Raw genomic sequence first — 25,944 nt, 5'->3', positions numbered from 1 at the left:
TCACCGATCAAACGCTGATTTACCCTGAGTGCTGCTGCCCTTGTTGCGGTGCAGCAGTACAATGACCGGCTCCCCGCCCCCATCGCGCCCCGCATGAGCCCCAACTCTTCCCTGGCTGCGCGGCTGACGCCCCGTCAGCGCACCCTGATCATCCTTGCCTTGTCGCTGGGCGGCTTCGCCATCGGCACCAGTGAATTCGCCAGCATGGGCCTGATGCTGGAGATCAGCCGCGGCCTGTCGATTTCCGAAACCCAGGTCGGCCACCTGATCAGCGCCTACGCCATCGGCGTGGTCGTCGGCGCCCCGATCCTCGCCTTCGTCGGCGCCAGCTTCCCTCGCCGCAAGCTGCTGCTGGCACTGATGGGCTTCTATGCCGTCGGCAACCTGGCCAGCGCACTGGCGCCGAACTACGGCACGATGCTCATTGCGCGTTTCGTCGCCGGCCTGCCGCATGGCGCCTACTTCGGCGTGGCGATGCTGGTTGCCGCCGCGATCAGCCCGGCCGGCCAGCGCGGCCAGGCGATGTCGCGCGTGTTGCTGGGCCTGTCGATCGCGATCCTGGTCGGCAATCCGCTGACCACCTGGCTGGGCCAGCAGCTGAGCTGGCGCACCGCCTTTGCCCTGGTCAGCGTGCTGGCCATCGCCACCGTGGCGATGATCGCGCGCTTCCTGCTGCCGGACCCGGACGAGGTCCGTACCTCGCCGATGCGCGAACTGCGCGCCTTCAACACCACCCAGGTGTGGCTGGCGCTGGCGATCGGCGCCGTTGGCTTCGCCGGCATGTTCTGCGTGTTCACCTACCTGGCACCGACCCTGGTGCAGGTCACCGGCGTGGCCGAATCGTGGATGCCGCTGGCGGTGGGCGTGTTCGGCATCGGCGCGATCATCGGCAACATCGCCGGTGGCTGGCTGGTGGACAAGTTCCACTTCAAGGCCGCCGCCGTGGTGCTGCTGTGGTCGATCGTGATGCTGCTGCTGTATCCGCTGGCCGCGCAGTCGGTGTGGACCATCGGCCCGATGATCATTACCGTCGGCACCATGGGCGCGCTGGCCGCAGTATTGCAGACGCGCCTGATGGACGTGGCCGGCGAAGCACAGACCCTGGCCGCCGCCTCCAACCATGCCGCCTTCAATACCGCCAATGCACTCGGCCCGTGGCTGGGTGGCATGGCGATCAGTGCCGGCTTCAGCCCGGCCAGCACTGGCTATGTCGGTGCCGCCACCGCCATCGGCGGCCTGCTGCTGTGGTGCGTGGCGGTGATGCTGGACAGGAAGCGCAAGACAGCCGGCGTGGGCAGTCACTGACCTTCGCGCCGGATTGTCAGCTGCTGCCCGCGCGGCGGCGGCGATCCGGCCGCAGCAACGCCGTATCGCCGGCCGCAAGTGTCGGGCGCGCCAGCTCACCGCGCTTGACGCGCTCCAGCACCCGCCGCGAGTTGGCCGCGCAGTCGATGCCCTCCGGCCGCGCCTGGATGTCCTCGATCAGGGCCAGCAGGTGCGCCCGGCTCTCTGCCAGCCGCAACTGCAGCGCCTCGATGTCGGCCACCTTCTGCTGCAGCATCGAGATCAATGCGTCGTGCTGCCACTGGCCCATGTCCGGTGGCAGCAAGGCGCGTATCTCCTCCAGGCTGAAGCCGGCGCGCTGCGCACCGGTAATCAGCTCCAGCAGCAGCACCGCCTGCTCCGGGTAGTCGCGGTAGCCGTTGGCCTGCCGCTGGACGACCAGCAACCCTGCCTCCTCATAGAAGCGGATGCGTGACGCCGCCAGGCCCGTGCGGCGGGCCAGCTCACCGATCTTCATCTGCCTGAATCCTCGACATCGGAACCCATTGACCTTCAATAAAACTTGAAGGTTAGCGTAGCGCCATTCCCCTGTCCTGGAGCTGTCCCATGTCGCTGTTCTCGCCCCTGGCGCTGCCTTCCGGCGCCCTCATCCGCAACCGCATCGCCAAGGCGGCGATGGAGGAGAACATGGCCGACGCCGACCACGCCCCCTCCGAAGCGCTGCTGCAGTTGTACCAGCGCTGGGCCGACGGCGGCGCCGGACTGATCATCACCGGCAACGTGATGGTTGATAGCCGCGCCATGACCGGCCCCGGCGGCGTGGTGCTGGAGGACGATCGCCACCTGGAGCGTTTCATCGCCTGGGCCGACACCGCGCGCTCGCGCGGGGTGCAGATGTGGATGCAGATCAACCACCCCGGGCGGCAGATGCCGGCCGCGCTCGGCCAGCCGGCATTGGCGCCTTCGGCGGTCCCCTTGGACATGGGCGCACTGTCCAAACAGTTCGCGCCGCCGCGGGCGATGACCGAGGCGGATATTGAAGACGTGATCGCCCGCTTCATCCGCAGTGCCGAGCTGGCCGAGCGCGCCGGTTTCAGCGGCGTGGAGATCCATGCCGCGCACGGCTACCTGCTCAGCCAGTTCCTGTCGCCGCTGTCGAACCGCCGCGATGACCGCTGGGGTGGCAGCCTGCAGAACCGTGCGCGCCTGCTGCTGGAGATCGTGCAGGGTGTGCGCGCGACGGTGGCGCCCACGTTCGTGGTGGCGGTGAAGCTCAACTCCGCCGATTTCCAGCGCGGCGGCTTCTCGCCCGAGGACGCGCGCGACGTGGTCGAGATGCTGGCGCCCCTCGGCGTGGATCTGGTCGAACTGTCCGGCGGCAGCTATGAAGCACCGGCCATGACCGGCGCCGCACGCGACCAGCGCAGCGTGGCCCGCGAGGCGTACTTCCTCGAATTCGCGCGCGAGATCGCCACGGTGGCAAGGATGCCGCTGATGGTCACCGGCGGCATCCGCCGCCGCGAAGTGGCAGAGCAGGTGCTGGCCAGCGGCGTGGCCATGGTCGGCATCGCCACCGCGCTGGCGATCGAGCCGGATCTGCCGCAGCACTGGCAGCAGGGCCGCGATCCGGTGCCGACACTGCGCGACATCAACTGGCGCAGCAAGCCGCTGGCGGCCAGTGCGCACATGGCCGCAGTGAAGTATCAGCTGGGCCGGTTGAGCCGGCGCCGCCCCACCGCACCCACCGTTTCACCAGTATGGGCCCTGCTGCTGGCACAGGCGGCCGCAAAGTGTCGGACCCGCCGCTACCGGCGCTGGATCGGCGCCCGCGCCCTCGCACACTGAGCCGCGCGGTCTTCTCATCGCCGCAGCGATGCTCCACCATCTGCAGGATCGGCGGCAGTTCCGCCGCCGGTCACAGCATGGAGACGGAACCCACGTGGCAGCAGGATCGACCAGGAACCGGGAGAAGCTGCTCGATGACCTGCTCTCGCTGGGACGTAACTGGGCGCTGGCGATCGCCATCGCAGGTGCCGGGGCAGCAGTTCACTACAGCGAGTCGGTGTACGAAGCAGGACTCTGGCGAGGCCTGCTGCCCACGCTCTGCTTCCTGGTCGCGATCATCTGGATCGTGCTCAGCATCATCCGCTTCGACCTGACCCTCCAGCAGCACTTCGAGCGCAAGCGCACGCGCTGGCTCAGCCGCCTGCTCTATGTCGTGCTGCTGGGTACCGGCATCACCGCCGTGTTCTTCGTGACAGAACTGGCGTCCAACAACCACATCGCAAGGATGTGCGACGCCGTGGCCAACGAACCGGCCAGCCGGATCCACCGGTCCGCCGAGTGCCAGCGCCTGTACCAGCATCGGGCGGCGTACCGGCAGCGGTTGGAATCGGCCGAGGGCGAGTTCGACTGAGCAGATGCGTGGGCGAAGGCGCACGAGGACTCACACAGGGGTCCAGCAAGGGTGGATTCGAAATAGTTGTATGGACTTCATTGCAACGCGACGCCACGCTTTCTTGCCGGAAAGCCGTGATCGAACGCAGTCCATGAAGTCACCCACCGCCCGCTCCCGTCTCCCCGCCCGGCCGCGGAAAATCGGCAGCGAAGTACGCATCTTCAGGCGCTATCACCAGTACGCCATCGTTGCCGCCGGAGCCGGACCACTGGCAATACTCCTGTTTGCCGTCGCACCCGAACTTGGGCCGCTTCCGGCACTGGGCGCGGCAGCGATTTTCACGCTGTCGCCGCTGATTCTCGGCTTCGTTGTCTATTCCCCACAACGGGACCGGGTGGTACTGGAACAGGATCGTCTGGTATTCCAGCACCGTCCTCCTCTCCCGTTCAAGCAGATCCGGTCCTACAACCTGGACGATCATGTCGATCTGATCCTGATCGATGGACCGAGCGTGCTGCTGCAGCGCACGCGGGCATCGATGCATGATTTCCCAACCTTCCGGGACGCACTGGCAGAGGCGCTCGCAGATCGGCCCGCCAACGCTGCCGCGGCTCCGCAACGTCGCCACTTCTTCGGTGCCTGGCCCGCACGCGTTTGGGGTGCGGGCCTGTTGCTGGCGACGGCGGCACTGGTGATCACGGGCGTACTGCATGGCTGGCCGTTGTACAAAGCACCGATCCTTGGGATCGCGCCCGTGGTGGGCATTGGGCTATTGCTGTCGCGCCGCCGTCACTGATCGCGCCGTCGGCGAAGTACACATGGCGTGGATGTATGTTCGGGCACAGTACGCGCGCCGCTCACGCTTGGAACCATCCAGCCACCATGCTCCACGCGCCTGCCCCCGCACATCACGATGCCATCGCCCTGCAGGCGGGCGTGCTCGGCAGCGTGTTGGGCGTGGCTCTGTACAAGGCCATCGCGTTGTCGGCGCTGGCGACCGGATCCTTGATCGTGATCGGGCTGTGGCTGCTGGCCTGCGCGCTGCTGGCTGCCTGGGCACTGGCCGCCTGCCTGGCCTGCCTTGCGCTGAGCCGGCGCGTATTCGTGCTGATGCTGGCGCTGAGCATGATCCTGATGATCTGCGTCGCCTGACAGCAGCAGGCGCCGGACTATCGCGCATCTGTTACAGAATAACAAGTGCGGTTGGACGGATTGCTCGTGCCCGGGGTCACGGATTTGAATTCCATGGCCAGCCCGGCACCACCCGAGACTCCCCATGATCCTGCAGCCCCTGCTTCGCGCCTCCCTCACCGCCTTTGCCCTGGCCACGCTCAGCGCCTGTGCCACGTATGACGACAGCAACATGCACCAGGCCTGCCAGGAGTCGCCGCATCTGAAGGACCTGCCGCCCGAAGTGGCTGCCCGCGAGAGCCGCTGCAACAAGAGCATGGAAGTGTGGTCGAGCGAGCGCAAGGGCAGTGACAGGCCGATCGACCTGAGCGGCAAGAAGAAGGATCTCTGATCCGCCGGGCATCTTGATCGTTCCAATGCATGCGGATGACCAGCCCGTCACGATCGGGGGGGGCAGGATAAGGCCTCCCCATCACGACGACTTTCCCGATGCCGGCCACTGGTCACCCTGTCATCCATGCCTTTGAAGCTGTGTTCGACCTGTCTGGCGGGGTGGAGCGCATTACGGCGCTCACTGTCATCTGCCGGCATTGCTCTGAAACCCGCTCGGCCAGCGAAGACAATCTGGTCCAGCTGCCGGGCGGCGCCTTGTTCCGCTGCGACGGATGCGGCAGTCATCAGGCGGTGAGCCATGCGCGGGTTGCCGATTGGCAGGTGAATTCGCTTCTGGGTGTCTGAGGCTGCAATACGACGGTGCCACGACGCAGGCTGTTGGCGCAGGGATGATGGTGCAGTCAGAGGGCGCCCCGTGAGTCACCTCGTGCGCCGCGCAGGGCCGATGACAGCCAGGGCAAAGGAGCTGTGCAGGGCGCAATGACATCACCTCGGCTAAGCTGCGGCACCTTTCTTCGCGCACGGCCATGCATCCCTTCCCCCTTCCTGTCTCGGCACCCGATCAACTCGCCTACCGACTGCTGCAGGACAGCGACTGGGCCCGTTCCACCGACGCGATCAACGCTCCTCCCGAACTTCGCGCTCTGCTGGCGATGATCCTGGATTCTCCGGAGCCTCTGTGGATCGCATGGGGCCACGACAACAAGGCGTTCTTCTTCAACGATGCCTACCTGCCGATGCTGGGCGGCAAGCTGCACGGCGCCATGGGCAGCCGATTGGAAGACGTCTGGGCGGACGTCTGGGCCGACGTCGTCGATGCTGTCAACGACGCCTTCGGCGGTACAAGCCGCAGTTTCAAGAACATGCCGTTGATGATGGACCGTGATGGCACGTTGCGCGAGACATTCTGGACGTTCTCCTACTCGCCGCTGCGTGCCGGTTGCGGAGGCGTGGCCGGCATCATCTGCATGGTCAGCGAGCAGACCGAGCGGGTGATCGAACGCGACCGGCACACCCGCCAGGTGGCGGCCATCACCGAGCAGGCACGCGAGGCCCATCTTGAACTGGTACGCGCCCGCGAACAGCTGCGGCAGTCGCAGAAGCTGGAGGCCATCGGCCAGCTGACCGGCGGCGTTGCCCACGACTTCAACAATCTGCTGCAGGTCATCACCGGTTCCGTGGACATGCTGCTGCATACCTGGCCGGCCGAAGATGCGCGCCTGCGCTATGTACAGGCGATCGAAACCGCCGCTGACCGCGCCACTCGCCTGACCGCCCAGCTTCTGGCGTTCTCGCGCAGGCAGAGCCTGTCGCCGCAGGTATTCGACCTTTGCGAGAGCGTACGCGCGCTTTCAGACATCATCACCACAGTGCTGGGTGCACGCATCTCCGTGTCGGTGAACCTGCCCGACGCCCCGTTGCCGGTGCTGCTGGACCGGACCCAGCTCGACACCGCACTGATCAACATCGCGGTGAACGCGCGCGACGCCATTGACGGCCACGGCAAGGTGACGATCGATGTGGAACAGCTGACATCGGTGCCTTCCGTACGGTTCGCGGCGCCGATGAAAGGCAACTTCGCTGCGATCAGCGTCAGCGACACCGGTGCCGGTATCGATCCGTCCGTGGTGGACCGGATCTTCGAGCCATTCTTCACCACCAAGGGAGTGGGCGCGGGCACCGGGCTTGGCCTCAGCCAGGTTTTCGGCTTCGTCAAGCAGTCCGAGGGCGAAGTGGACGTACAGAGCCAGGCCGGTGTCGGTACGCGCTTCACGCTGTATCTGCCCCTGGCGCAGGCAAACGCCTCCATCGAGCTGCCGACCGCGCAACCGGGATTGCTGCATGGTCACGGATTGTGCGTGCTGGTGGTGGAAGACAATGTGGATGTGGCCGAATTTGCAGTCGGTGCGCTGCGCGAGCTTGAGTACAACGTCGTACTCGCGCGCAATGCCGACGAAGCACTGGCGGAGCTCGAGCGCGACGCTGCGCGTTTCCACGTGGTGTTCAGCGACGTGGTCATGCCCGGGACCAATGGGCTGGATCTGGCCCGCACCATCCGCAGCCGCCTGCCCGATCTTCCGATCATCCTCACCAGTGGCTACAGCGAACTGCTGGCCCGCGATCCAGGCCACGGTTTCACGCTGCTGCGCAAGCCCTACTCACTGAAGCAGCTGGCCTTGGTGATGACCGAGGCCAGCTGTCGCTCGCAGACGATGGTGACTGCGCATTAGCGGGCAGATCACCGGGTCGGACCGGTCCAGGAAGCAAGCGCTGAATCGAGGCCGGACATATCCCCCCGTGTGCCACAGGCCCAGGCAACGATGCCATCCGGGCGCACCAGCACCGCCCCCAGGCCCGACGCCACATCCCCGGTATCTGCGGCGCAGGCGATGGAAGGCTGCCAGCGTTGGCCATGCTGCGGCGGCGAAGACGCCGGGTCGAAAACAAGCAGCGCCCCCTGCCCCGCTCTCAGCAGTTCGCCCAGGCGGCGGCCATCGACCAACCGGAAGTCCGGCGCGCTCCTGCCGACCAGCGGGTGGTCCCCGTCAAGATCCAGCTGCTGCGAAACACCCCAGATCCGCTCGGCCAGATACGTGGCCCCATCGCGGGTGCCGGCCAGGTCGGCCATGATCGCTGCCAGTGCGCGCGAACCGGCCCCGGGTCGCATCAGCGCAACCTGCGCGCGCGACCAGTCCAGCACCTTGGCGCCCACCGGATGGCGCTCAGCCTGATAGCTGTCCAGCAGCGCCTCATCGGCCTTGCCCCGCGCCACGGCGGCCAGCTTCCAACCGAGGTTCATCGCATCGCCGATGCCGAGGTTCAGTCCCTGGCCGCCCAACGGCGAATGCATGTGCGCGGCATCACCTGCCAACATCACACGTCCGCTGCGATAGGCCGTCGCCTGGCGCGCAGCATCGGTCCATGTCGTGGCCAGGTGCAATGCAGTGATCGTTGCCTCGCAGCCAGACACCCGCCGCAGCAACGCTTGCGCGGTGTGCCGGTCCAGTGGCGTGCGATGGCCGGCGCCACCATCGAAATCGGCCAGCGCCAGCATGCCTGGCGGGTTGAAATTGCACATCCCGTGATCGGTGAACTGTCGGCCTGGTGTGAGTACACACCCATCTGCCAGTTCGACCAGCAGCGTGTAACCGGTGAACTCTGGCCCGGTTCCAGCGAAGAGGAAGCCCGATTGTTTGCGTACCGTGCTGCGGGCCCCATCACAACCGACCAGCCAGCGGCCGTGGACCCTGCCGGAGCCGGTGTGCACGGCAACCTGCGCCTCGTGCGCATCCACCGCCTGTACCGCACGCCCGCGTTCGATGCGCACGCCCAGCGCAGCCGCACGTTCGGCAAACACCGCTTCCAGGGCCTGCAACTCCACCGCCATCTGGGTGCCCACCGGTGTCGGCAGGCGCCAGCTCCAGCGCGCCTGGTCCACATCGTCCAGTGCAAATGGAATACCCGCGAAGTGCCCACCCAGCGCACGCGGCTGCGCCAGCCAATGGGCGGTGCCGGGCGGCGGCGCACCCTTGTCGGGCTTGAGCACCTGCGTCGCGGCGACCGCGTCCAACAGGCCGCGCCGATCCAGTGCCTCCAGCGTGGGGGCGTTGAGGCCGCGCAGCCCGAATGGCAGGCGCTTCAACGGCGAACCGGCGGACCCGGCCTGTTCCAGAACCAGCACCGAACACCCGGCCTGGGCCAGTTCGCAGGACAGGAACAAGCCAACCGGGCCAGCACCGGCAATGACAACGTCGTACAGCATCGAGATTCCTTGTGAGCGCCGGGTCGGCGCTCTGGCGGATCAAATGTTACACTCGGTGTACGTTTTCACAAGTGAACCGCCCATGACCCCGCCTCCTGGCCGCCGCGAACAACGCAAGGCCGTGACTCGACAAACGATTTCGGACGTCGCCACCGAGCTGATCATCCGGCGCGGCTTCGAGGCCGTCTCCATGTCCGAGATCGCCGAAGCCGCGGGCGTCTCACGCAAGACGGTCTTCAACTACTTCGCCAGCAAGGAAGACCTGGTGTTCGACCGGGATGAGGAGGCGCGCACGCTGCTGCGCGAGGGCATGATGGCGCGCAGCGGCCTGACCCCGCTCGCGGCCTTCCAGTCGCTCGTTCGTGAGCTGCTGGAGGCTGGCCATCCGCTGCTGCGCATCAATGCCGGCGCTGTCGCCTTCTGGGGCACCGTGGCGGAGAGCCCGGTACTGGTCGCGCACGCGCGACGGCTGCAGGCGCAGTTGACTGACGATCTGGCGCGATTGATGGCCCACGCTGTCGGCCGGCCCGAACATGACGCCGAAGCGCGACTGGGCGCGGCCATGCTGCTGGCGTCGATGGTGGCGGCCTATGAGAAAGGACTGGCAAGCCAGCTGCAGGGCGAGGACCCGCGTGAGGCCATGCGGCAGCTGATCGTGCGCGGTGCCACCGGGGTACTGGTGGCCTTGGCGGGCACCCCGTATACGGACCCCGGCGCGCGTCCATAGCGCATCCGGGGATAGGCATCGAAGTATCGCAAATGCTAATCTTTCTCATTTGCAAACACGTAACCCTCCCCAATGTCCCTGCCCATGCCCCTGCAACGCACCCTGTGCCTGGCACTGACCCTGCACGTGGCGACCCTTGCGCATGCAGCTGAGTCCTCCGCTGCCGCACCCAAGGATCTGGACAAGGTCGAAGTCCGCGGACGCGCACAGACACTGTATCGGGTAGACGATGCCGCGGTCGGCACCCGCACCGATACGCCCCTGGAGCTGGTCCCACAGTCGATCCAGGTCATCCCGCGTGAACTGATCGACGACCAGGCCGCGCGCCAGGTGACCGACCTCTATCGCAGCATCAGCGGCATCAGCTATTTCAGCTATGCCGGAGTGACCCTGCGCGGCTTCCGCCAGGAGAACGTGCTGTATGACGGCCTGCGCGGCGACCCGTACGCAGGATTTTCGGTGCCGCAGCTGTTCAACATCGAGCGCGTGGAAGTGCTGAAGGGGCCGGCAGGCGCGCTGTATGGCGGGGGTGATGCGGGCGGTGTCATCAACTACGTGACCCGCAAGCCCCAAGCCGCTGCCGAGCGCCGCATCGAGGTCCAGCTGGGCGACAAGGACTTCCGTGCCGGATCGATCGAGGGTACCGGGCCGTTGAATGCCGCCGGCAGCGTGCGCTATCGCGCCGGGCTCTATGCCGACAATGAAAAGGGCGTGCGCTGGAACACCAACAGCGAGAGCGTTATCGGCGATGCCTCGCTGGCCTTCGACGTTGGCCAGACCGGCGAGCTGGTGCTGCAGTTCACCGACATCACCCAGAACCTTGGCGGCAACCGCCTGCGTGGCGTGCCGGTCAACGATGCAGGTACGTTCCTGACCAACCGCCGCTGGAACCACAACGAGGCCAGCGACTTTCTCGACATGCGCGCCAAGGTGGCACTGGCACAGTATCGCTTCGCGCCGCTCGATACCCTGGACGTGGACTTCGCCGCTCGCTGGTTCAGCAACACCGAACACCAGATGTACCACGAGCCGATGGGCCTGATCGATCGCGACCGCGATGGCGTGGCCGAATGGATGACCCGCCAGCTGCGCAACCAGATCCGTGACAACGAGGCCTTCACTGCCAACGGCAATGCAGTCTGGCGGGTGACCACCGGCGCGGTGGCGCACAAGGTGCTGTTCGGTGCGGACGTGTACCAGCTGGATGCGGATTTCACTGCACAGACCGCCAACAGCGCTGACCTTGCGCGCGGTGCGGGACCGGTGCGCGGCATCGACCTGTTCAATCCGGTGTACGGCGCCAGCACCTGGCATGACTACAACCTGGGCGCCCTGCCCTGGCGCAGCACGTCCACCCGCAGCAAACGCTATGGCGGTTACCTGCAGGATGAGCTGGCACTGGGCCCGCGCTGGCATGTGCTGGCCGGGCTGCGCTGGGATGGTTTCAAGGATGAGGATCGCATCGCCGGCAGCAGTGTCGATGGCAGCGATCTCAGCTGGCGGCTGGGCAGCACGTTCACCGTGCGCGAGGGCCTGAACGTCTACGCCAACGTCGCCAGTGGTTTCGTGCCGCAGAGTGCGGCGAACCAGAATCCGGCCGCTGGCGGACCGTTCGATGCCGAGCGCAGCAAGCAGTGGGAAGTGGGCATGAAGTCCCTGCTGGCCGAGCGCGTGACGTTGAACATGGCGGCCTACCGGATTGACCGCAGCAACATCGTGCAGGCCACCGGCGAAGTGATCGGTGGCGTGAACCAGCTGGCCGCGCTGGGCCTGGTGCGCAGTACCGGGATGGAGCTGGACCTGTTGGCCGACCTTACCGAGCGCTGGGTGCTGAACCTGACCTACGCCTACAACGATGCGCGGGTGAAGGACGCCGGCCCGAACGGCATCACCAACGCCTCCGGCGACCGCTTCGCGAATGCGCCCCGCAACAAGCTGGGCCTGTGGACCCGCTACGACCTGCCGGCAATCAACTCCGCCATCGGCTTCGGGGCAGACCATGTTGGCGAGCGTGTCAGCCTGGATGGGCAGACGGTGAAGGCCTACACGGTGTTCGACATGAGCTGGAAGACGACGTGGAAGCAGTGGCAGTTCCAGGCCAACGTGAAGAACCTGTTCGACAAGGTGTATGCGGCCAGTGGCTTCATCGAACGCAACGGGCATTTCCCCGGCGAGCCACGACGGGTGTATGTGCAGGCGGCCTACAGCTTCTGACCGGAAGCATTTGTAGCGCTGAATCCACTGTCGGCAAGCAGATCGTTGCCTGGCACTGGTTCACGCGTGTCCGAAACCATCGGCACTTCCAGTCACTTGTGCACGATCACCTCCGCCTGTAGCGTTGCCGTTGCCCAAGGAGGGCTATCAACGGAGTGAAGCATGAAGATTGGATTCAAGCTGTCTGTTGCTATTGCGGCTGCTGCACTGACCCTGGGAATCGGCAGTGCCTCCGCGCAGTCCCGCTGTACCCCGTGCTACACCGCCTACGATGCTTGTCTGGCGGCGGGCAATGGTGAGAACGTCTGCTACCCGGCGTTTGCACGTTGCCTGCGGAACAGCGGCTGCACCATCCCGTAAGTCACGCACTGCCGTGATGCGTGCCGGCCCCCATTTCGGGGGCTGGCATTGGCTGGCAGGCGCTGCGCCTTACTACTGAAAAGGTTCCATACGCGACTGGCGGTGTGATTTCATCCCATCCGCATCGCATGGTTCTCGCGCGCCTGCACATCAATTTCCTGCTGGCGTTGCCCGGCAGTCTGCTGGCGATCCAGGTCGATCGCATTCATCTGCTGCAACGACTGCGCAACCGGCGTCTGTACTGCTATATCCGTGGGCATTGAAACGCGCAGGTGGGCGGGGTCGGTCATCTCGCCCTGCACCACGAACACGTTCCGCCCTGCGGCAGCGTCGGCCGTCTGGGCGCTCAGCAGCGCGTGATCGGCGCGTTCAAGCTGGTTGCGGCGGGCCAAGGCCATCACGCTCGCCACAAGACGCTCGCTGTTCTCATCGTGGGTACGTCCCGCGCTGGCATCGATCGCGGCCACGCCTTCGCGCACCTGCTGCAGCAATGTGTACTCACGGTGGCCAGGACCAATGTCGGCCAGACGGGTCGGCGCCTGTGAGGGATCCGGCACGTCGTCCACCGCTGCGGTAAGCGGGCTGCGGGTAATGGTCCGATATGGGTCGTCCGGGTGGAACTGGGTTCGCTTCTCCAGGCGCTCCAGACGAACCTCGCGCGCGTCGTTGAGTTCGGCGATACGTGAGGGATCGGTGATCTCGCGCAGCGACATGTGACCGCCGCCCGCACTGATGCTGGCCCATTTCCTGTCCGCCTCGAAGTACATCGCGTAGTAGCTGTTGCCACCGATGACGTTCGGATCGACCGTCGAGCGCCCTTCCAGGGCCTGGGTGGCTTCCAGCACGCTCAACCGGGTGAGGTACTGGCCGCCTTTCGTCCATCCCATCTGGCTGATGGCATCGACGCTGGTGTTGCCTACGCGCGGGCCTCCGGCGTAGTCATTGTTGAGCATGTTGGTCCAGATCTGTTCCAGCTTCTCGGGGCCGCTCTTCTGCTCAGCCGCCTGCAGCAACACGCGCGGCGTCCAGCAGCTGGGATCGAGTTCATGCCGTTCAAATGCACGGTCGTGAGCCAGCATTACATCCTTGCCGGGAAGATTCAGTGCCAGGTCTGGGCGGCGCTCGTTCATCCACTGCTGCCGCAACTCAAGATCTCTTTCTAGCAGCGTCTGCCCAAAGGACTCCCATTGCCGTTCGGTCAACTGTGCATTTGGAAACCGGGATCCCTCTTCCTGCTGGCTCTTCGCGTAGTCCTGTGCATAGGTGTTCGCGACGCGTCCCGGCAGGCTGTCATTGCGTACAACACCCAGTGCCAGTGTCCCATACCCATCGGCTCCCGGCAGTTGCGACAAGTAGTTCCAGTAAAGCTCGCGGTTGCCGTCTCTGGCATAGCTGCCAAGGATGCTGAGATCGTGCTCGGTCAATCCACTCATACCCTTCCTCTCCTCTTCCTTGAATCACCGATCACTTGGACCGGGTGCGCGCGATGACGTCCTTGACGGCCTCTTCCATGCGCTTCCAGTCCTTCAGAAACGCTCTCTTGTAGTCCAGACTGACGGACAGCTTGTTGTCGATGTCCACGAAATAATGAACGCAGCCCGCTGCCACTTCCCCTGGCTCACTGATCACCTCGCGCCCCTCCAGCCGCACGCCGTCGCGTCGGAATTCCTCGCCGTCACATTTGATGAACGAGCTGATCCGACCATCGCCCTGGCGTGCGATGTACCAGTCTCTCTCGTAGGCGGGATTGCGGACAGGCGGCTTCCCGTACCGCGCCTCATACTTCTTCGCGTACACCACCATCTTCGCTTCATCGATTGCATAGGGCGTCAGGCCCAAGGTCTGCGGCTTTGCAACGCGTTGATCGAGACGGTCCCTGGGATCCTCCCTTTCCACAGAACCCTCCTCCGTGATGGCTTCATTTGACGACAGCCTTGAGAGCAGTGTTTCGACGGGAACGCGATCAACGTAGTTGATCCGAATGGGAATCTCCTTCCGGAAATCATTCGTGCGCGGATTGGCGCGGGCACCCGGCGGCGTCGGCGTCATGTCCGGCCACTCGATGACCAGCGTCACGCCCTCGCCCGGCCACGGTGCGATCTGGCTGTCCAGGTAGTTGGCCGGAATGCGGAAAGTGTTCGGCCCGAGCCTCACGTCCACGGGCGCATCGGTATAGGTGTGGCCGTTGATCGTGCGGCCGGTCTGGGTTGCGCCGGACATGGCGGGATTCCTTTCGTGTTCGGTGGACGGCGGCCGTGCACACGCGCTGGCACTCACTGCGACGGCAAGTGCAAGCGTCAGGCAACGGCTGGGGGACATCACGTGCATGGGCATTCCATTGCAGGGTTCCGGGGCCACTATAGGGAACCGGGCGTCAACGGAACAGGAACCGCATCACCGCCCTTCACGGAGCGAGGCAGCGCTCCACATCCGCTGCCTGCAGTACTGCGGCTATTGCCGCGGCCTCCGGAATGCTGCAGGGGTTCAAGAGCCATGGCGACGACGCTCGGTTCGCCGCTTCACGCCTCAGCCGTCGCTGTCCGTGCCTTTATGGCCGCGATAGGTTTCACCCCACTCGCGCATGGCAAGCAGCACCGGCACCAGCGTGCGCCCGAATTCGGAAAGCTCGTATTCCACCTTCGGTGGCACCTCGGGATAGACATGGCGGATCACCACCCCGTCAGCCTCCAGTTCCCGCAGCTGGCTGGTCAGCATGGACTGGGTGGCGTTGGGCACACGCCGCGTCAGCTCCATGAAGCGTCGCTTGCCTGTCATCAGGTGAAACAGAATGATCGGCTTCCACACGCCGCCCATCACCGACAGCGTGACTTCCACCGCACAACCGCTCTTGCCGTCCCAACGCCTGCTACGCATGCATACTCCGGAAAACCATAGTACCTACGGAAATTCATCGTTCTTGTTGCGATAACGGTGCGAGCCTAGCATGGGCTCATCCACTGAACGTGAGACCGCACCATGAGCTTCAAAGCACTGCTGACCCGCAAGACCAACGACGGCGTTTCCACGGAGCTGGTCGATTTCGACGAGGCCAACCTGACGGATGGCGACGTGCTGGTGCAGGTCGAGTACTCCACGCTGAACTACAAGGACGCGCTGGCCCTCACCGGCACGCGCCCGGTGATCCGGAAGTTCCCGTTGATCCCTGGCATCGACCTGGCTGGCGTGGTGCTGGACTCCAGCAGCGTCGACTTCAAGCCCGGCGACCGCGTTGTGCTCAATGGCTGGGATCTCAGCATGGGCCACCACGGCGGCCTCGCTCAGCGCGCCCGTGTTCGCGGTGAATGGCTCAACAGGATTCCCGGCAACCTGAGCACCCGCGATGCCATGGCCATCGGCACCGCCGGCTATACCGCAATGCTGTGCGTGCTGGCATTGGAAGATGCCGGCCTAACGCCCGGGAAGGGCGATGTACTGGTCACCGGCGCCAACGGCGGCGTCGGCTCGATTGCGGTGGCGATCCTGTCCAAGCTTGGCTATCGCGTGGTGGCCGCCACCGGGCGACCTGAACACGCCGGGTATCTGCACAGCCTGGGCGCCGCCGAGATCATCGACCGCGCGCAGCTTTCAGAACCGCGTGAGCGGCCGGTGAGTGCCGAACGCTGGGCCGGCGTGGTCGATGTGGCGGGCGGTCCCACCCTCGTCAACGCCATTGCCGAGACGAAATACCGCGGCGCCGTGGCCGCCTGCGGGCTGGCTCAGAGTGATGAGCTGCATGGCTCGGTGCTGCCCTTCATTCTCCGCAACGTGACGCTTGCCGGCGTGGATTCGGTGAATGCGCCGCAGGCCGTCCGCCAGCGTGCATGGGACCGGCTTGCCGCCGACCTGGACCCGCAGAAGCTGGAAAGCACCGTGCAGCTGATCGGGCTTGCCGATGTGCTGAAGGTCTATGACCAGATCATTCCCGGCAAGGTGCGTGGACGCATTGTCGTGGATGTGAATGCGTGAGCGGATCATCAGGATCAACTGCCGCTGAAGCAGCTCCCATGCTGTGGCGAATGGTGAACATGCGGTGAAACGACGCGGGCGGCGGTGGCCTCAAGCCAACGCCGCTCGCATACGCTCGGGTTCCCATCGCCGCCTGGACACCTGACATGCCAATGACCGCACTCGCACTTGCCGCTGCGCTTTCGGGCCTGCCCGACATCACCTGGGAGCGCGAGCGCGCCGAGGATGCGCACCAGCTCACGCTGTGCCAGATCCATCGCGATGCGCTGAAGCAGAACGAGGGCAAGGATGATGCCTATTCGCGCGCCAAGGCGGTCTGCGACCTGCTGGCACGCGAGTACAAGGACAAGTGGGATTTCGATGCGCAGGATGCCCTGGCCGCTTCGGCGGTGAATCTGGATGAGCTGATCCGGCGCGGTGATGTGGTGGAAGTCCCGCCGACGAAGCAGGATCGCGCCTACGAGTGATGGCACGCGATCCTAGCACCGTGATCTTCTCGGCCTGCCCCAGGTTGCGGAGCCACGAGCGCGCTCCAACGCCCACACCTCGCCCGCCTCAAACCGCCCCCGGGAGCTCGCTCTCGATCTGCTCAACCAACTGATTGAAGACGGGTCTCCTCTTCATGATCTCCAGCACCGAATCGCCCACTTCATCCAGGATCATGGGGTCCGCACCACAGGAGAGAAGGTAGACAACGGCCTCGAGGCTTTCACTAATCACCGCGTTCGCCATCGGGGTCAATCCAATATCCCCGAGTACGTCGATATTGGTGACGAACGGCATCAACTCTTTGAGTAGATCCACTTCGTTATTGAACGCCGCTATATGCAGTGGCGTATCGTCGTCGATCCCATGGCTTTCCGGACTGGTCAACTGGCAGCCTTCGAAGGTGTGGCACTCATCGAACCTTGCCAGCAACTTCTTCAATTCCGGATCCACTGCATTCATCGGGGGCATTCCCTCCCAAGCCTCTCTCCAAGCACCGCTTCCACTCAACATGCAGTGAGCCGCCGGATGGTGGCACACCACTGCACAGGTGCATAGTGGCACGTACGGAGCGCACATCCGGGACGCACGCGATAAGCGCGACACCCCGCGACTCCACAGACCACTTCCTGCGTATGCGAAGCCCTTACCGAGGTCAATCCGCGAGCTGATGACCACAGGCGGCTTCCAAGCCCCTTATCATGTGGGCTTAGGGGCTCAATAAGCCCTATTGACGCTTGCAAGGCAGTATCTGGATGTCTATGGAATGGTGCCCCTCGGGCTGGGGCCGACGCGTGACCCGTTCGCCCCATTGGTCGCTGCGACTTGATGGCGAGTGCGTTGAACTCAGTGTCTCCGGCCAGCAGTACCGGCTGCGCGTGGATGATGACCAGCAGGTGCAGATCCATCCAGGGGTCTTCTGGTCACGGGTCGAGCTGCAGACCGGCGATGCCGCCGGGCTGTGCGTCGACGGGCTCCCCAACGGACAAGCATCCCGGCTTGCTGCGGCCCTGCAGCACCTGCTCTTTGCGCGCACTGCGCGTGGGCGCAAGGCCCTGTTCGACACGATTCTGGAGCAGATCCAGTCGTGGTTGAGCGACGCGGATGCCCTCATTGATCGTGGCAGTGCCGGCCGCCGCTGGATCACCCATGAGCAGCAGCAGGCGCTGCTGGCGAAGCGCTCAGACCTGCCCCTGCAGCCGCCTGAGCTGGAGCAGCTGTTCCGCGATGAAGACGTGCATGAAGATCTGCATGCGGACAGCCATCGCGCAGCGCTGGACGCCCTGCGCGACTGGAACCTGGATTGGCCCGCTGCCTGGGCCGAAGCCAATGAGGCCATGACCCTGCGCGAGCTGGTGTTGGCCAGGGACTTCCTGGGCCGGGTCGAGAGCAAGCCGCTGACCGAGGAACAGGCCCGCGCCGTCATCTGCTTCGACAATCGGGTGCAGGTCGTGGCCGCGGCCGGCTCCGGCAAGACCTCCACGATGGTCGCCAAGGCCGCTTATGCCATTGACCGCGGCTTTGTCGAGCCCGAACGCATCGTGATGCTCGCCTTCAACAAGGATGCTGCCAAGGAACTGGAGGAGCGTGCGCAGCGAACCTTCGATCGACTCGGCATGGGCAACACCGTGGTTGAGGCCCGGACCTTCCACGCCCTGGGCCTGGCCATCATCGCCAAGGCCACCGGCCGCAAGCCCGACATCCCCGAATGGGCCATTGACGCCACGCTGGGCTTCAACAAGCTGGCCGAACTGGTGGACGACCTGAAGGACCGCTCGACCCACTTCCGCACCCAATGGGACATGTTCCGCCTGGTGTTCGGGCGCGACCTGCCGCCATTCGGTGCGGAAATGGAGGCCGACGGCTACGACCGCGATGGCACGCCCTACATCCGCGCCCTGCAGGGTGAGCGGGTGAAGAGCCTGGAAGAGTGCGTCATCGCCGACTGGCTCTTCTACAACGGCGTGACGTACGACTACGAGCGGCGCTACGAATTCGATACGGCCACCGACACCCATCGCCAGTATCGCCCCAAATTCTATTACCCGGATGCCGGGCTGTATCACGAACACTTTGCGCTGGATGCCGATGGCCAACCGCCGGCGCACTTCGCCCATTACGCCGAAGGTATGCACAGGAAGCGCCAGCAGCACGCGGCACGCGGCACCGCCCTTGTCGAGACCACCTCGTTCGGTCTTCGCAGTGGACATGCCCTGCAGGATCTTGCGGAGAGGCTTGACGGGTCCGGTGTCGAACTCGACCCCAACCCCGACCGCGAGCTACCCGAGCAGGGCGCAAAGCCCATGCCGGACGCGGACCTGATCGGGCTGATGCGCACATTCATTGCCCACGCAAAGAGCAATTGCCTGACGCTGGATGACATGGCCGAGCGCCTGCGGCAGATGCCCGAAGATCAGTTCAAGGAACGGCATCGGCGCTTCCTGGAGATTGCCAGCCCTGTTTTCCAGGCTTGGGACAACGCACTGGCTGACGAGCACGGCATCGATTTCGAAGACATGCTCAACATGGCGGCCGGACTGCTGGAACAGGGCCGCTATGAATCGCCCTACGAACTGGTGATGGCCGACGAATTCCAGGATGCCTCGCGCGCCCGTGCCCGGCTCTGCCGAGCATTGGTCAGCAAACCAGGGCGCTACCTGTTTGCGGTAGGCGATGACTGGCAGTCGATCAATCGCTTCGCCGGCGCCGACGTTTCAGTGATGACCGGATTCCGCGAGTGGATGGGACAGGGCCAGGTGCTGAAACTGGAGCAGACATTCCGCTGCCCGCAGACGCTCTGTGATGCGTCCAGCCGCTTCATCAGCAGGAATCCGGCGCAGATTACCAAGGCGGTTCATTCGGCTGCACCGGCGCTGGGTCCGGTGTTGCAGGCGTTCCAGATGACGCGGCGCGAGGAAATGCAGGATGGTGTTCGCCAGTACCTCGCCAGGCTGCATCAGCAACTGATGTCCGGAGCGGTGCCGCAGGGACGCAATGGACGCGTGACGGTGTTCATCCTGGGCCGCTACCGCGCGGATCGCAGCACGGTGCCTTCCGACTGGGAGACGGCGTTCGGCAGCACGATGGAGGTGGAGTTTCTTACGGCTCATCGCTCGAAGGGGCGCGAGGCGGACTACGTGATTCTGCCCGGAATGGTGAATCGCGGCTTCCCTAGCCTGCGATCGGATGATCCTGTGCTTTCCCTGGCGATGCCGGAGGGCGATACCTATCCACTGAGCGAAGAGCGGCGGTTGTTCTATGTGGCGCTAACGCGTGCGCGACGGTCGGTTGCGATGTTCACGCTGCAGGGCAAGCACTCGCCGTTCCTGGATGAGCTGGTGAAGGACGACACGGTGGTAGTGACGAGCCTGTCTGGCGTGGCCATCAACGAAGAACGTTGCCCGGTATGCAAGGTGGGCGTGTTTGTGGACCGCAATGGGCCGCACGGGGCTTTCAGATCGTGCTCCAGTTATCCGCTGTGCCACAACAAGCCTAAGGGGGGGCGACGTGGGTGAGCACGTGACCTCTCCCGAACACCTCTTCCTGGGTATTCGCGCATGGGGAGAAAAGTGACCGCACTCAACCGACTGTCTCCCAGTATCGCTATGAAACTAGAGCCAAGAATATAGGCACGACCCAGCGAAGATTACGGCCAGCGCGGGAAAGTTAAATGCAAACCAATTTCACAGAATGCGAGCAACCTCGCACAAGCGAGCCTTGCGCCGCATATGGTGTAAGCAGTGTTCGAAAAACACGTCATCAAGGATGCGTTACGAAGAAGTGATGACCGCACTGGCGCGCAGGTTACTCGTGCGGAGCATGGTCGAGAAAGGGCTGAGCGAGAGGCGCGCGTTGGTGGTTGCACGCATGAGCGCCAGCGCGCTGTGTTACGAACCCAGGCCGGTCCACAACGTTGAACTGCGCGAGCAGATCGCTGCACTGGCACACCGGCCTCGACGTTACGGCGTGGGCATGATCCATCTGAAATTGCGACAGAAGGGGCTTATTGTGAACTACAAGCGCGTGGAGCGCCCGTATCAGGAAGCGGGTCGGCAGGTGCGTCGCAGGAAGCGCAAGAAGGTGCCTGTCGGTCAGCGTCAGCCCTTGCCGCGCCCGTCCGCCGCCAATCAGGTGTGGTCGATGGATTTTGTGTTCGACCGCACTCCGGAAGGCCGAGCAATCAAGTGCCTGACTATCGTTGACGATGCCCCCCCCAAGGCCGTGGCCATCGAGGTGGAACGGGCCATTTCTGGGCAGGGCATTGCCAGAGTGCTGGATAGATTGGCCGTTCAGCGCGGCTTGCCGCGAGTGATCAGGACCGACAACGGCAGGAAGTTTTGCGGTAAAGCGATGGTGGCATGGGCTCACGAGAAGGGAATTTCCCTGCGCCTGATCGAGCCGGGCAAGCCGAACCAAAACGCTTACGTTGAGTTCTTCAACGGACGGCTGCGCGATGAATGTCTGAACGAGCATTGGTTCCCGACGTTGCTCCATGCCAGGACCAGTATCGAAAGCTGGCAGCGTGACTACAACGACGAAAGGCCTAAACGAGCACTTGGTGGACTGACGCCCGCCCAGTACGCCGCCCAGTTGGCTGGCAAGAAGGATAAGATCAGCACCGGACTCTAAACCCGCCCACTACTCGGGACGAGGGGACATCGGTCCAGTCGCTTCTGTATAGATTATTTCCTATCAGCAGAATAACTTATGCACCTACTCTCATCACACAATCGCTCCGAATTCCTAGCATGCCCACAGCTAGTTCGTTTCGAGTACGCCAAGGGAGACGAGAAATTCGAGCCCACCTTTCTCATCAAGGGCAGCACTCTCCTTCTAAAGTACATAGTACTTGGTGTACCTATGCAGCTTGCCTTCGCCATGCACGGCGACCGTCTTCTTTATGCATTGAGGGTATGCGACGACGGTGACAGTGGAGGCATTCTTTGGTCGGTTATGGAGCGTACCGAGGAATTGAATGGGATTCGTGGCTTGGCACGCGGCGAGCCATTGGTGGCATTTCTGTTCAACGAACTTGCTGTGAACGTTGCTTGGAAAAGTCTTCCTACACCCGGCGCGTTGGATCGTCTTTCAATGTGGGCAGATAGCGCCGAACTGGGCCAGGTTGACCATGCGATGATGAAGTCTACGATAGAACCGTTGATAGACCGACTTCATCAATCTGACCTAAGCAACGGCGAGTGGCTGCTGTTAGAGATTGGCGGAGAATCCGGTTGGAATGCCCTCGATAATCACTTCATCACTGCGGACGCTGCATCCAGCCTAATTGATCTGTTCGACGAAAACGAAGGAAATCAGCAAGAGCAACTTGGAATCTGGCTTACCGACAATCTTCACCCTTTGGGCATCCATTATAGCCCACAAATTCCCAAGGGGAGCGGAACGCGCGAATTGACAGACATACTGTTTAGCCATGAATTTGGCGCAGTCTTGATCGAATCCAAGACGCTTTCCGTTTTAGCACGCGAACGTCTACCGGACAGGGCAAAGCTAAAGCGCGATATTTCCGCCCATATCGGCAAGGCATTCGCTCAATTGCGTGGCGCCATACGGGCACTTAAATCCGGCGTCCCGGCGACAAGCCCGAAAGGCGATACGCTGACGATCGAGAGAGAGAAACCTGCTCACGCTATCGTCCTCATCCCCGATTTGGAACTAGTCGCGGATCACCCAGCCTACGGCATCGAGTTCATACGCGATTTCATGGGCGCCACGGGGGCCATTCCGCACCTACTGGATATTTCAGAGTTGCTTCGCGTTGTGCAAGCTGCCGAAATAATCGCCAAGCGAGGCACCACAACCACCCCAATGATGGCGTTCGACTACTATCTTATGGAGAGAGCTAACATGGCACTTGCTGCTGGCACACTTTGTATCGAAGTGTTGTTGCGCCTCACCGACGACGAAGGGGCACCAGAATGAAAGTCACACAGGCGGCGAGACTTATGGCGGAAGGGGCGGGATTCGAACCCGCGGATGCTTGCGAATCGGCGGCTTTCAAATTTCCCGTGACCGACCTTTACGCCATTTACCGAACACTCTCGAAATCTGGCGTACGAAGAGCAAAGGCCCGGAGTTCGTGAAGCTCGGGCATACCAATTCTGCGCCCATCCGATATCTGCGCTCCAAGATTTTCCAGTTCATGGAGGCGCAGACTTTCCGCAGCACCAGCGCCTACGCGCCGAACTCCAGACACAGAGTTATTCGTGCTTGCTCGCTAAGGACTTGGCGCTTCTGTGGTTAGGTCGGCAGCACCCGAAAAGTACAAGCCCAGCGCAATCCTGGGCTGCTTACTCGTCCTGCTCAGGATCTACCTTTGGCTTGGACTTCGATTGAGCTTTTGCAGGAGTGACAGCAACAATTGCCTTGCTTGCCAAGTCCTTCACCTGCTCCGCGAAGCCGGGCACGGCTTTCATAGCCTGCTTTACCACATCCGATGAGGCCAATTCATGCCAAGGGCTTCCGTGACTATCTGTCTCCACCAAACGGAGTGGCAGTTCGTCAAGCCGTGTCAGTGCGGACGTAAGCAGCTTGGCCTCCATGTCCTTGTCGAATCGCGCCGCCTCACGGCGGAACCCTTCATAGGCGCGCGAGATTGATGCTTTGAATGCGTAGTCTTCGGCAAGCCGAAAACGCTGCCCGATCTGCTTAGTTGCGAGCCACGCAAACCACACGGGAGCGGCTACCGACAACACAGATAGCAGCAGGTTGAGAACGATCACAGAAGTGGATGCACTCGGAACCTTGAAGAGTTCTGAAAGGGTATGCAGTTGACCTGAGCCGAAATAGCTGCCAGCAGCCAAGGCCCCGACTAGTCCGGCAACCCAGAACCACATGGATTTTGATAGCGCGTTTGACCGCTCACTGAACGCCGCAGCGAGTCCAACGCTGGTTGCAGCGGAGTAAGCAGTTTCGCAACGCTCAAGCACTGCCTTCGCGTCGTCAGCGCTCTTTTTCAGTTGTTTATCAAGCTCATTGGCCGCTTCGCGGATACGGGATACATCACCTTGATCCCTCGTCGCATCCTTGGCGAGGTCAGCGATTTTCTGCCTTGCCTCAGACAATGACTCTAGGTCTGTAGGCAGTTGATCCGCCGCGTTGTACGCCTGCTCGATACGTTCGACCATTGTATTGAGCGAAGCGGTACGAGGCTCCAGCCCATTGAGTCGTGCCTCCATGCTGCGAAGCTGGCTGGCCAACTTCTTCAACTTGACCACAGCGTCGGCATGACCGTCATTGGTCAGTACAGGCGTCAGTGCCTTGCGAAGCCCTTGAAGGGTGAAAAGATACGCTGGCACGGCTTGCCCAGCGTTTCCCCAAAGCTGGGCCACAGTATGTTGCTGGAGGTGTTGAAGTCGGCGAGCGTAGTCCTGTAGCCGTGCTTCGTGGTCACCAACTTCGTCGCCGCCTTGATCCTCGATCAGGTCAACAATGGATTGGGTCTCTTCAATTAGCTCGGCTCGTGTGAGACCGGGAAAGCTCCAGTTGTTATGCGCATTCCCAAACGGTTCATCGTTCGGAACGACAGATTGCACTTGGGCAATGACCTTCTCCAAGTGCTGCTTGATTGTTGTTAGCGCCTGATGCATTCCTTCCCCCAGTTGAGTCTGCGTTTCTCCCATGTAATCCGAGTTTACACGGGGATACATGATCAAATTTCAATGGGTTACGAGAAACGAAGGTACCCGCTGTCAGTTACGGCGTGCTTATGGGCCGCAAAATCGTCACTAACAAGAAAGCCCCGACTTGAAGGGCTTCTCGTTCTCTTTTGCAAGCGCTTTGCGTGCCCGCTGAACTACGCAAAGTGCTTGTTTTCTACTGGCGGAGAGAGTGGCCGATTTGACACTCTCACAATCTCTCAGGGAGTCCAGAAACCTAGGCGTATCAACGCCTGAGACTCCACACCCATACCATCGAGTCTCGCGGAATCCGGATCCCAAACATGGGGCGAACTGTGGGGCACCATTGATGGCAAGACCGACCAATCGACTTAGCGCGCGCGCCGTGCAGACCACGACGAAGGCAGGCTATCACGCAGATGGCGGCGGCCTGTACTTGCTGGTCGGACCAACCGGTTCAAAGTCCTGGGTGCTGCGCTACCAGCGCGCCGGCAGGCGCCGGGAGATGGGGCTGGGGCCCACGCAGCTGGTAAGCCTGCAGGAGGCTCGTGCATCAGCCCTCCAGCACCGCCGCCAGCTGCTCGCGGGAGATGACCCGATTGAGGCCCGCCGAATGAGCCGGTCAGCCGGCACCACCTTTGGTGATGCGGCAGATGCCTATATCGCCTCCCACCGCGCCGGCTGGAAGAACGAGGCCCAGGCCGAGCAGTGGGAGCAGTCTTTACGGACCTACGGACCGGCGCGAGATACGCCAGTCGGGAACGTAGATACTCCCCTGGTCATGGCATGCCTGCGCCCCATCTGGACCGAAAAGACGGTGACAGCCACGCGCGTGCGCGGACGTATCGAGCGCGTGCTTGACTGGGCGAAGGTCCACGGGCACCGCGACGGAGACAACCCGGCGCGTTGGCGCGGCCACCTGGAGAACCTGCTTCCCAAGCCCACCAAGGTGACCAAGCCCAAGCACCATGACGCGATGCCTTACGCGGATGTGCCTGCCTTCATGGCCACTCTTGGCGCGCGAGAGGCGCGCAGCCGACGGGCGCTGCAGTTCGTCATCCTGACCGCAGCCAGGACGGCCGAGGTAACTGGCGCGGATTGGCCAGAATTTGACCTAGAACACCGACTGTGGACCATTCCGGCCAGCAGGATGAAGGGCGGCCGGGAACACATCGTGCCACTGACCAACGCTGCGTTGGCGATCCTGGAACCACTGTCCCGCAAGGAGCCACCCTTCGCGTTGTCCGAGAACGCGATGCTCTACCTGGTGCAGAAGCCCGCACCGAAAGGCTTGGGTCTGCCGTTCACCGTCCATGGCTTCCGATCAAGCTTCCGAGACTGGGCGGCCGAGACGACTGACTATGCAAACGAGGTTGTGGAGATGGCGATGGCACACGCCATCAAAAACAAGGCAGAGGCGGCCTACCGCCGTGGGCAGCTTCTGGACAAGCGACGCCTCCTCATGGAGGAGTGGGCCACGTATCTTGGCCTCAGCTCAGACCGCGTGGCGTAGCTGCTGGGGCCCTATCCTCACCCACGCCTCGCAGATCGGGATCGCGTGCCGCTCCGACGCAATGTTTCCAAA

Annotated in this window: 24 protein-coding genes; 17 read left to right on the top strand and 7 right to left on the bottom strand. The window is 63.2% G+C overall.

Annotation, left to right across the window (positions count from 1 at the left end):
* Positions 1-93: 93 nt before the first annotated feature.
* Positions 94-1,305, top strand: a complete 1,212-nt coding sequence (locus tag AC5P9L_RS05070) for an MFS transporter (protein ID WP_005410130.1) — start codon at positions 94-96, stop codon at positions 1,303-1,305.
* 16 nt (positions 1,306-1,321) lie between these two features.
* Here AC5P9L_RS05070 and AC5P9L_RS05065 read toward each other — a convergent pair whose 3' ends face one another.
* Entirely contained in the window at positions 1,322-1,801 is a 480-nt protein-coding gene (locus AC5P9L_RS05065; protein WP_005410131.1) for a MerR family transcriptional regulator, read from the bottom strand.
* Positions 1,802-1,890: 89 nt separating this feature from the next.
* On the opposite strand from AC5P9L_RS05065, the gene AC5P9L_RS05060 reads away from it, so the two are divergent.
* The 7 genes from AC5P9L_RS05060 to AC5P9L_RS05030 all read left to right on the top strand — a co-directional run bounded on the left by AC5P9L_RS05060 (position 1,891) and on the right by AC5P9L_RS05030 (position 7,437).
* Positions 1,891-3,129: an NADH:flavin oxidoreductase/NADH oxidase family protein gene (locus AC5P9L_RS05060; protein ID WP_060380630.1), complete on the top strand. Its 1,239-nt coding sequence runs from the start codon at positions 1,891-1,893 to the stop codon at positions 3,127-3,129.
* A 94-nt stretch (positions 3,130-3,223) separates the two neighbouring features.
* Positions 3,224-3,700 carry a membrane protein gene (locus AC5P9L_RS05055; RefSeq protein ID WP_005410133.1) on the top strand — a complete coding sequence of 159 codons (477 nt, stop codon included), beginning with the start codon at positions 3,224-3,226 and terminating at the stop codon, positions 3,698-3,700.
* A 133-nt stretch (positions 3,701-3,833) separates the two neighbouring features.
* The gene (locus AC5P9L_RS05050; protein WP_049396608.1) at positions 3,834-4,478 is read left to right on the top strand and encodes a hypothetical protein; all 645 of its coding nucleotides are present in this window, start codon (positions 3,834-3,836) and stop codon (positions 4,476-4,478) included.
* Between the two features lie 86 nt (positions 4,479-4,564).
* The gene (locus tag AC5P9L_RS05045; protein ID WP_005410135.1) at positions 4,565-4,834 is read left to right on the top strand and encodes a hypothetical protein; all 270 of its coding nucleotides are present in this window, start codon (positions 4,565-4,567) and stop codon (positions 4,832-4,834) included.
* Between the two features lie 124 nt (positions 4,835-4,958).
* The gene (locus tag AC5P9L_RS05040) at positions 4,959-5,204 is read left to right on the top strand and encodes a hypothetical protein (protein WP_024958240.1); all 246 of its coding nucleotides are present in this window, start codon (positions 4,959-4,961) and stop codon (positions 5,202-5,204) included.
* A 98-nt stretch (positions 5,205-5,302) separates the two neighbouring features.
* Positions 5,303-5,551, top strand: a complete 249-nt coding sequence (locus tag AC5P9L_RS05035; RefSeq protein WP_005410137.1) for a hypothetical protein — start codon at positions 5,303-5,305, stop codon at positions 5,549-5,551.
* 182 nt (positions 5,552-5,733) lie between these two features.
* Complete coding sequence (locus tag AC5P9L_RS05030) at positions 5,734-7,437, top strand: ATP-binding protein (protein WP_049396605.1); 1,704 nt, start codon at positions 5,734-5,736, stop codon at positions 7,435-7,437.
* 8 nt (positions 7,438-7,445) lie between these two features.
* On the opposite strand, the gene AC5P9L_RS05025 is transcribed toward AC5P9L_RS05030, so the two are convergent.
* Entirely contained in the window at positions 7,446-8,969 is a 1,524-nt protein-coding gene (locus AC5P9L_RS05025) for an FAD-dependent monooxygenase (RefSeq protein WP_279915583.1), read from the bottom strand.
* Between the two features lie 82 nt (positions 8,970-9,051).
* Between AC5P9L_RS05025 and AC5P9L_RS05020 the strand changes: the two genes are divergently transcribed.
* The 3 genes from AC5P9L_RS05020 to AC5P9L_RS05010 all read left to right on the top strand — a co-directional run bounded on the left by AC5P9L_RS05020 (position 9,052) and on the right by AC5P9L_RS05010 (position 12,270).
* A complete protein-coding gene (locus AC5P9L_RS05020; protein ID WP_005413851.1) occupies positions 9,052-9,696 on the top strand; it encodes a TetR/AcrR family transcriptional regulator in 645 nt (214 codons plus the stop codon).
* 72 nt (positions 9,697-9,768) lie between these two features.
* Positions 9,769-11,910, top strand: a complete 2,142-nt coding sequence (locus AC5P9L_RS05015; RefSeq protein ID WP_164225436.1) for a TonB-dependent siderophore receptor — start codon at positions 9,769-9,771, stop codon at positions 11,908-11,910.
* Between the two features lie 162 nt (positions 11,911-12,072).
* On the top strand, positions 12,073-12,270 hold the full coding sequence (locus tag AC5P9L_RS05010; protein WP_080355030.1) for a hypothetical protein: 198 nt from the start codon (positions 12,073-12,075) through the stop codon (positions 12,268-12,270).
* 110 nt (positions 12,271-12,380) lie between these two features.
* On the opposite strand, the gene AC5P9L_RS05005 is transcribed toward AC5P9L_RS05010, so the two are convergent.
* The 3 genes from AC5P9L_RS05005 to AC5P9L_RS04995 form a co-directional block, all read right to left on the bottom strand.
* Positions 12,381-13,703 (bottom strand): Smlt3024 family type IV secretion system effector, encoded by a 1,323-nt coding sequence (locus AC5P9L_RS05005; RefSeq protein ID WP_164225437.1) that lies wholly within the window; start codon positions 13,701-13,703, stop codon positions 12,381-12,383.
* A gap of 31 nt (positions 13,704-13,734) precedes the next feature.
* Positions 13,735-14,598: a Smlt3025 familytype IV secretion system inhibitor gene (locus AC5P9L_RS05000; RefSeq protein ID WP_164225438.1), complete on the bottom strand. Its 864-nt coding sequence runs from the start codon at positions 14,596-14,598 to the stop codon at positions 13,735-13,737.
* 198 nt (positions 14,599-14,796) lie between these two features.
* Positions 14,797-15,144, bottom strand: coding sequence for a winged helix-turn-helix transcriptional regulator (locus AC5P9L_RS04995; RefSeq protein WP_049449066.1), 348 nt, complete (start codon positions 15,142-15,144; stop codon positions 14,797-14,799).
* A 102-nt stretch (positions 15,145-15,246) separates the two neighbouring features.
* On the opposite strand from AC5P9L_RS04995, the gene acuI reads away from it, so the two are divergent.
* Both acuI and AC5P9L_RS04985 read left to right on the top strand, forming a co-directional pair.
* On the top strand, positions 15,247-16,236 hold the full coding sequence (acuI, locus tag AC5P9L_RS04990) for an acrylyl-CoA reductase (NADPH) (RefSeq protein ID WP_495230570.1): 990 nt from the start codon (positions 15,247-15,249) through the stop codon (positions 16,234-16,236).
* Positions 16,237-16,382: 146 nt separating this feature from the next.
* Positions 16,383-16,703 (top strand): hypothetical protein, encoded by a 321-nt coding sequence (locus AC5P9L_RS04985; RefSeq protein ID WP_164225440.1) that lies wholly within the window; start codon positions 16,383-16,385, stop codon positions 16,701-16,703.
* 88 nt (positions 16,704-16,791) lie between these two features.
* Here the strand turns inward: AC5P9L_RS04985 and AC5P9L_RS04980 are convergent, their stop codons facing one another.
* Complete coding sequence (locus tag AC5P9L_RS04980; protein WP_164225441.1) at positions 16,792-17,184, bottom strand: ankyrin repeat domain-containing protein; 393 nt, start codon at positions 17,182-17,184, stop codon at positions 16,792-16,794.
* Positions 17,185-17,483: 299 nt separating this feature from the next.
* Between AC5P9L_RS04980 and AC5P9L_RS04975 the strand changes: the two genes are divergently transcribed.
* From AC5P9L_RS04975 to AC5P9L_RS04965, 3 genes are all read left to right on the top strand, one after another.
* Positions 17,484-20,237 carry a UvrD-helicase domain-containing protein gene (locus tag AC5P9L_RS04975; RefSeq protein ID WP_164225443.1) on the top strand — a complete coding sequence of 918 codons (2,754 nt, stop codon included), beginning with the start codon at positions 17,484-17,486 and terminating at the stop codon, positions 20,235-20,237.
* A gap of 175 nt (positions 20,238-20,412) precedes the next feature.
* Positions 20,413-21,351 (top strand): IS3 family transposase, encoded by a 939-nt coding sequence (locus AC5P9L_RS04970; RefSeq protein ID WP_239502343.1) that lies wholly within the window; start codon positions 20,413-20,415, stop codon positions 21,349-21,351.
* A 231-nt stretch (positions 21,352-21,582) separates the two neighbouring features.
* A complete protein-coding gene (locus tag AC5P9L_RS04965) occupies positions 21,583-22,662 on the top strand; it encodes a hypothetical protein (protein ID WP_146256526.1) in 1,080 nt (359 codons plus the stop codon).
* A gap of 368 nt (positions 22,663-23,030) precedes the next feature.
* Here the strand turns inward: AC5P9L_RS04965 and AC5P9L_RS04960 are convergent, their stop codons facing one another.
* Positions 23,031-24,389 (bottom strand): DUF6161 domain-containing protein, encoded by a 1,359-nt coding sequence (locus AC5P9L_RS04960; protein ID WP_197638199.1) that lies wholly within the window; start codon positions 24,387-24,389, stop codon positions 23,031-23,033.
* A 319-nt stretch (positions 24,390-24,708) separates the two neighbouring features.
* Here AC5P9L_RS04960 and AC5P9L_RS04955 point away from each other — a divergent pair, with 319 nt between their 5' ends.
* Entirely contained in the window at positions 24,709-25,872 is a 1,164-nt protein-coding gene (locus AC5P9L_RS04955; protein WP_184013561.1) for a tyrosine-type recombinase/integrase, read from the top strand.
* Positions 25,873-25,944 lie beyond the last annotated feature (72 nt).

The organism is Stenotrophomonas sp. YJH_SMC_64 (genome assembly GCF_059371375.1).
This window is presented reverse-complemented; position numbering and strand designations above follow the sequence as displayed.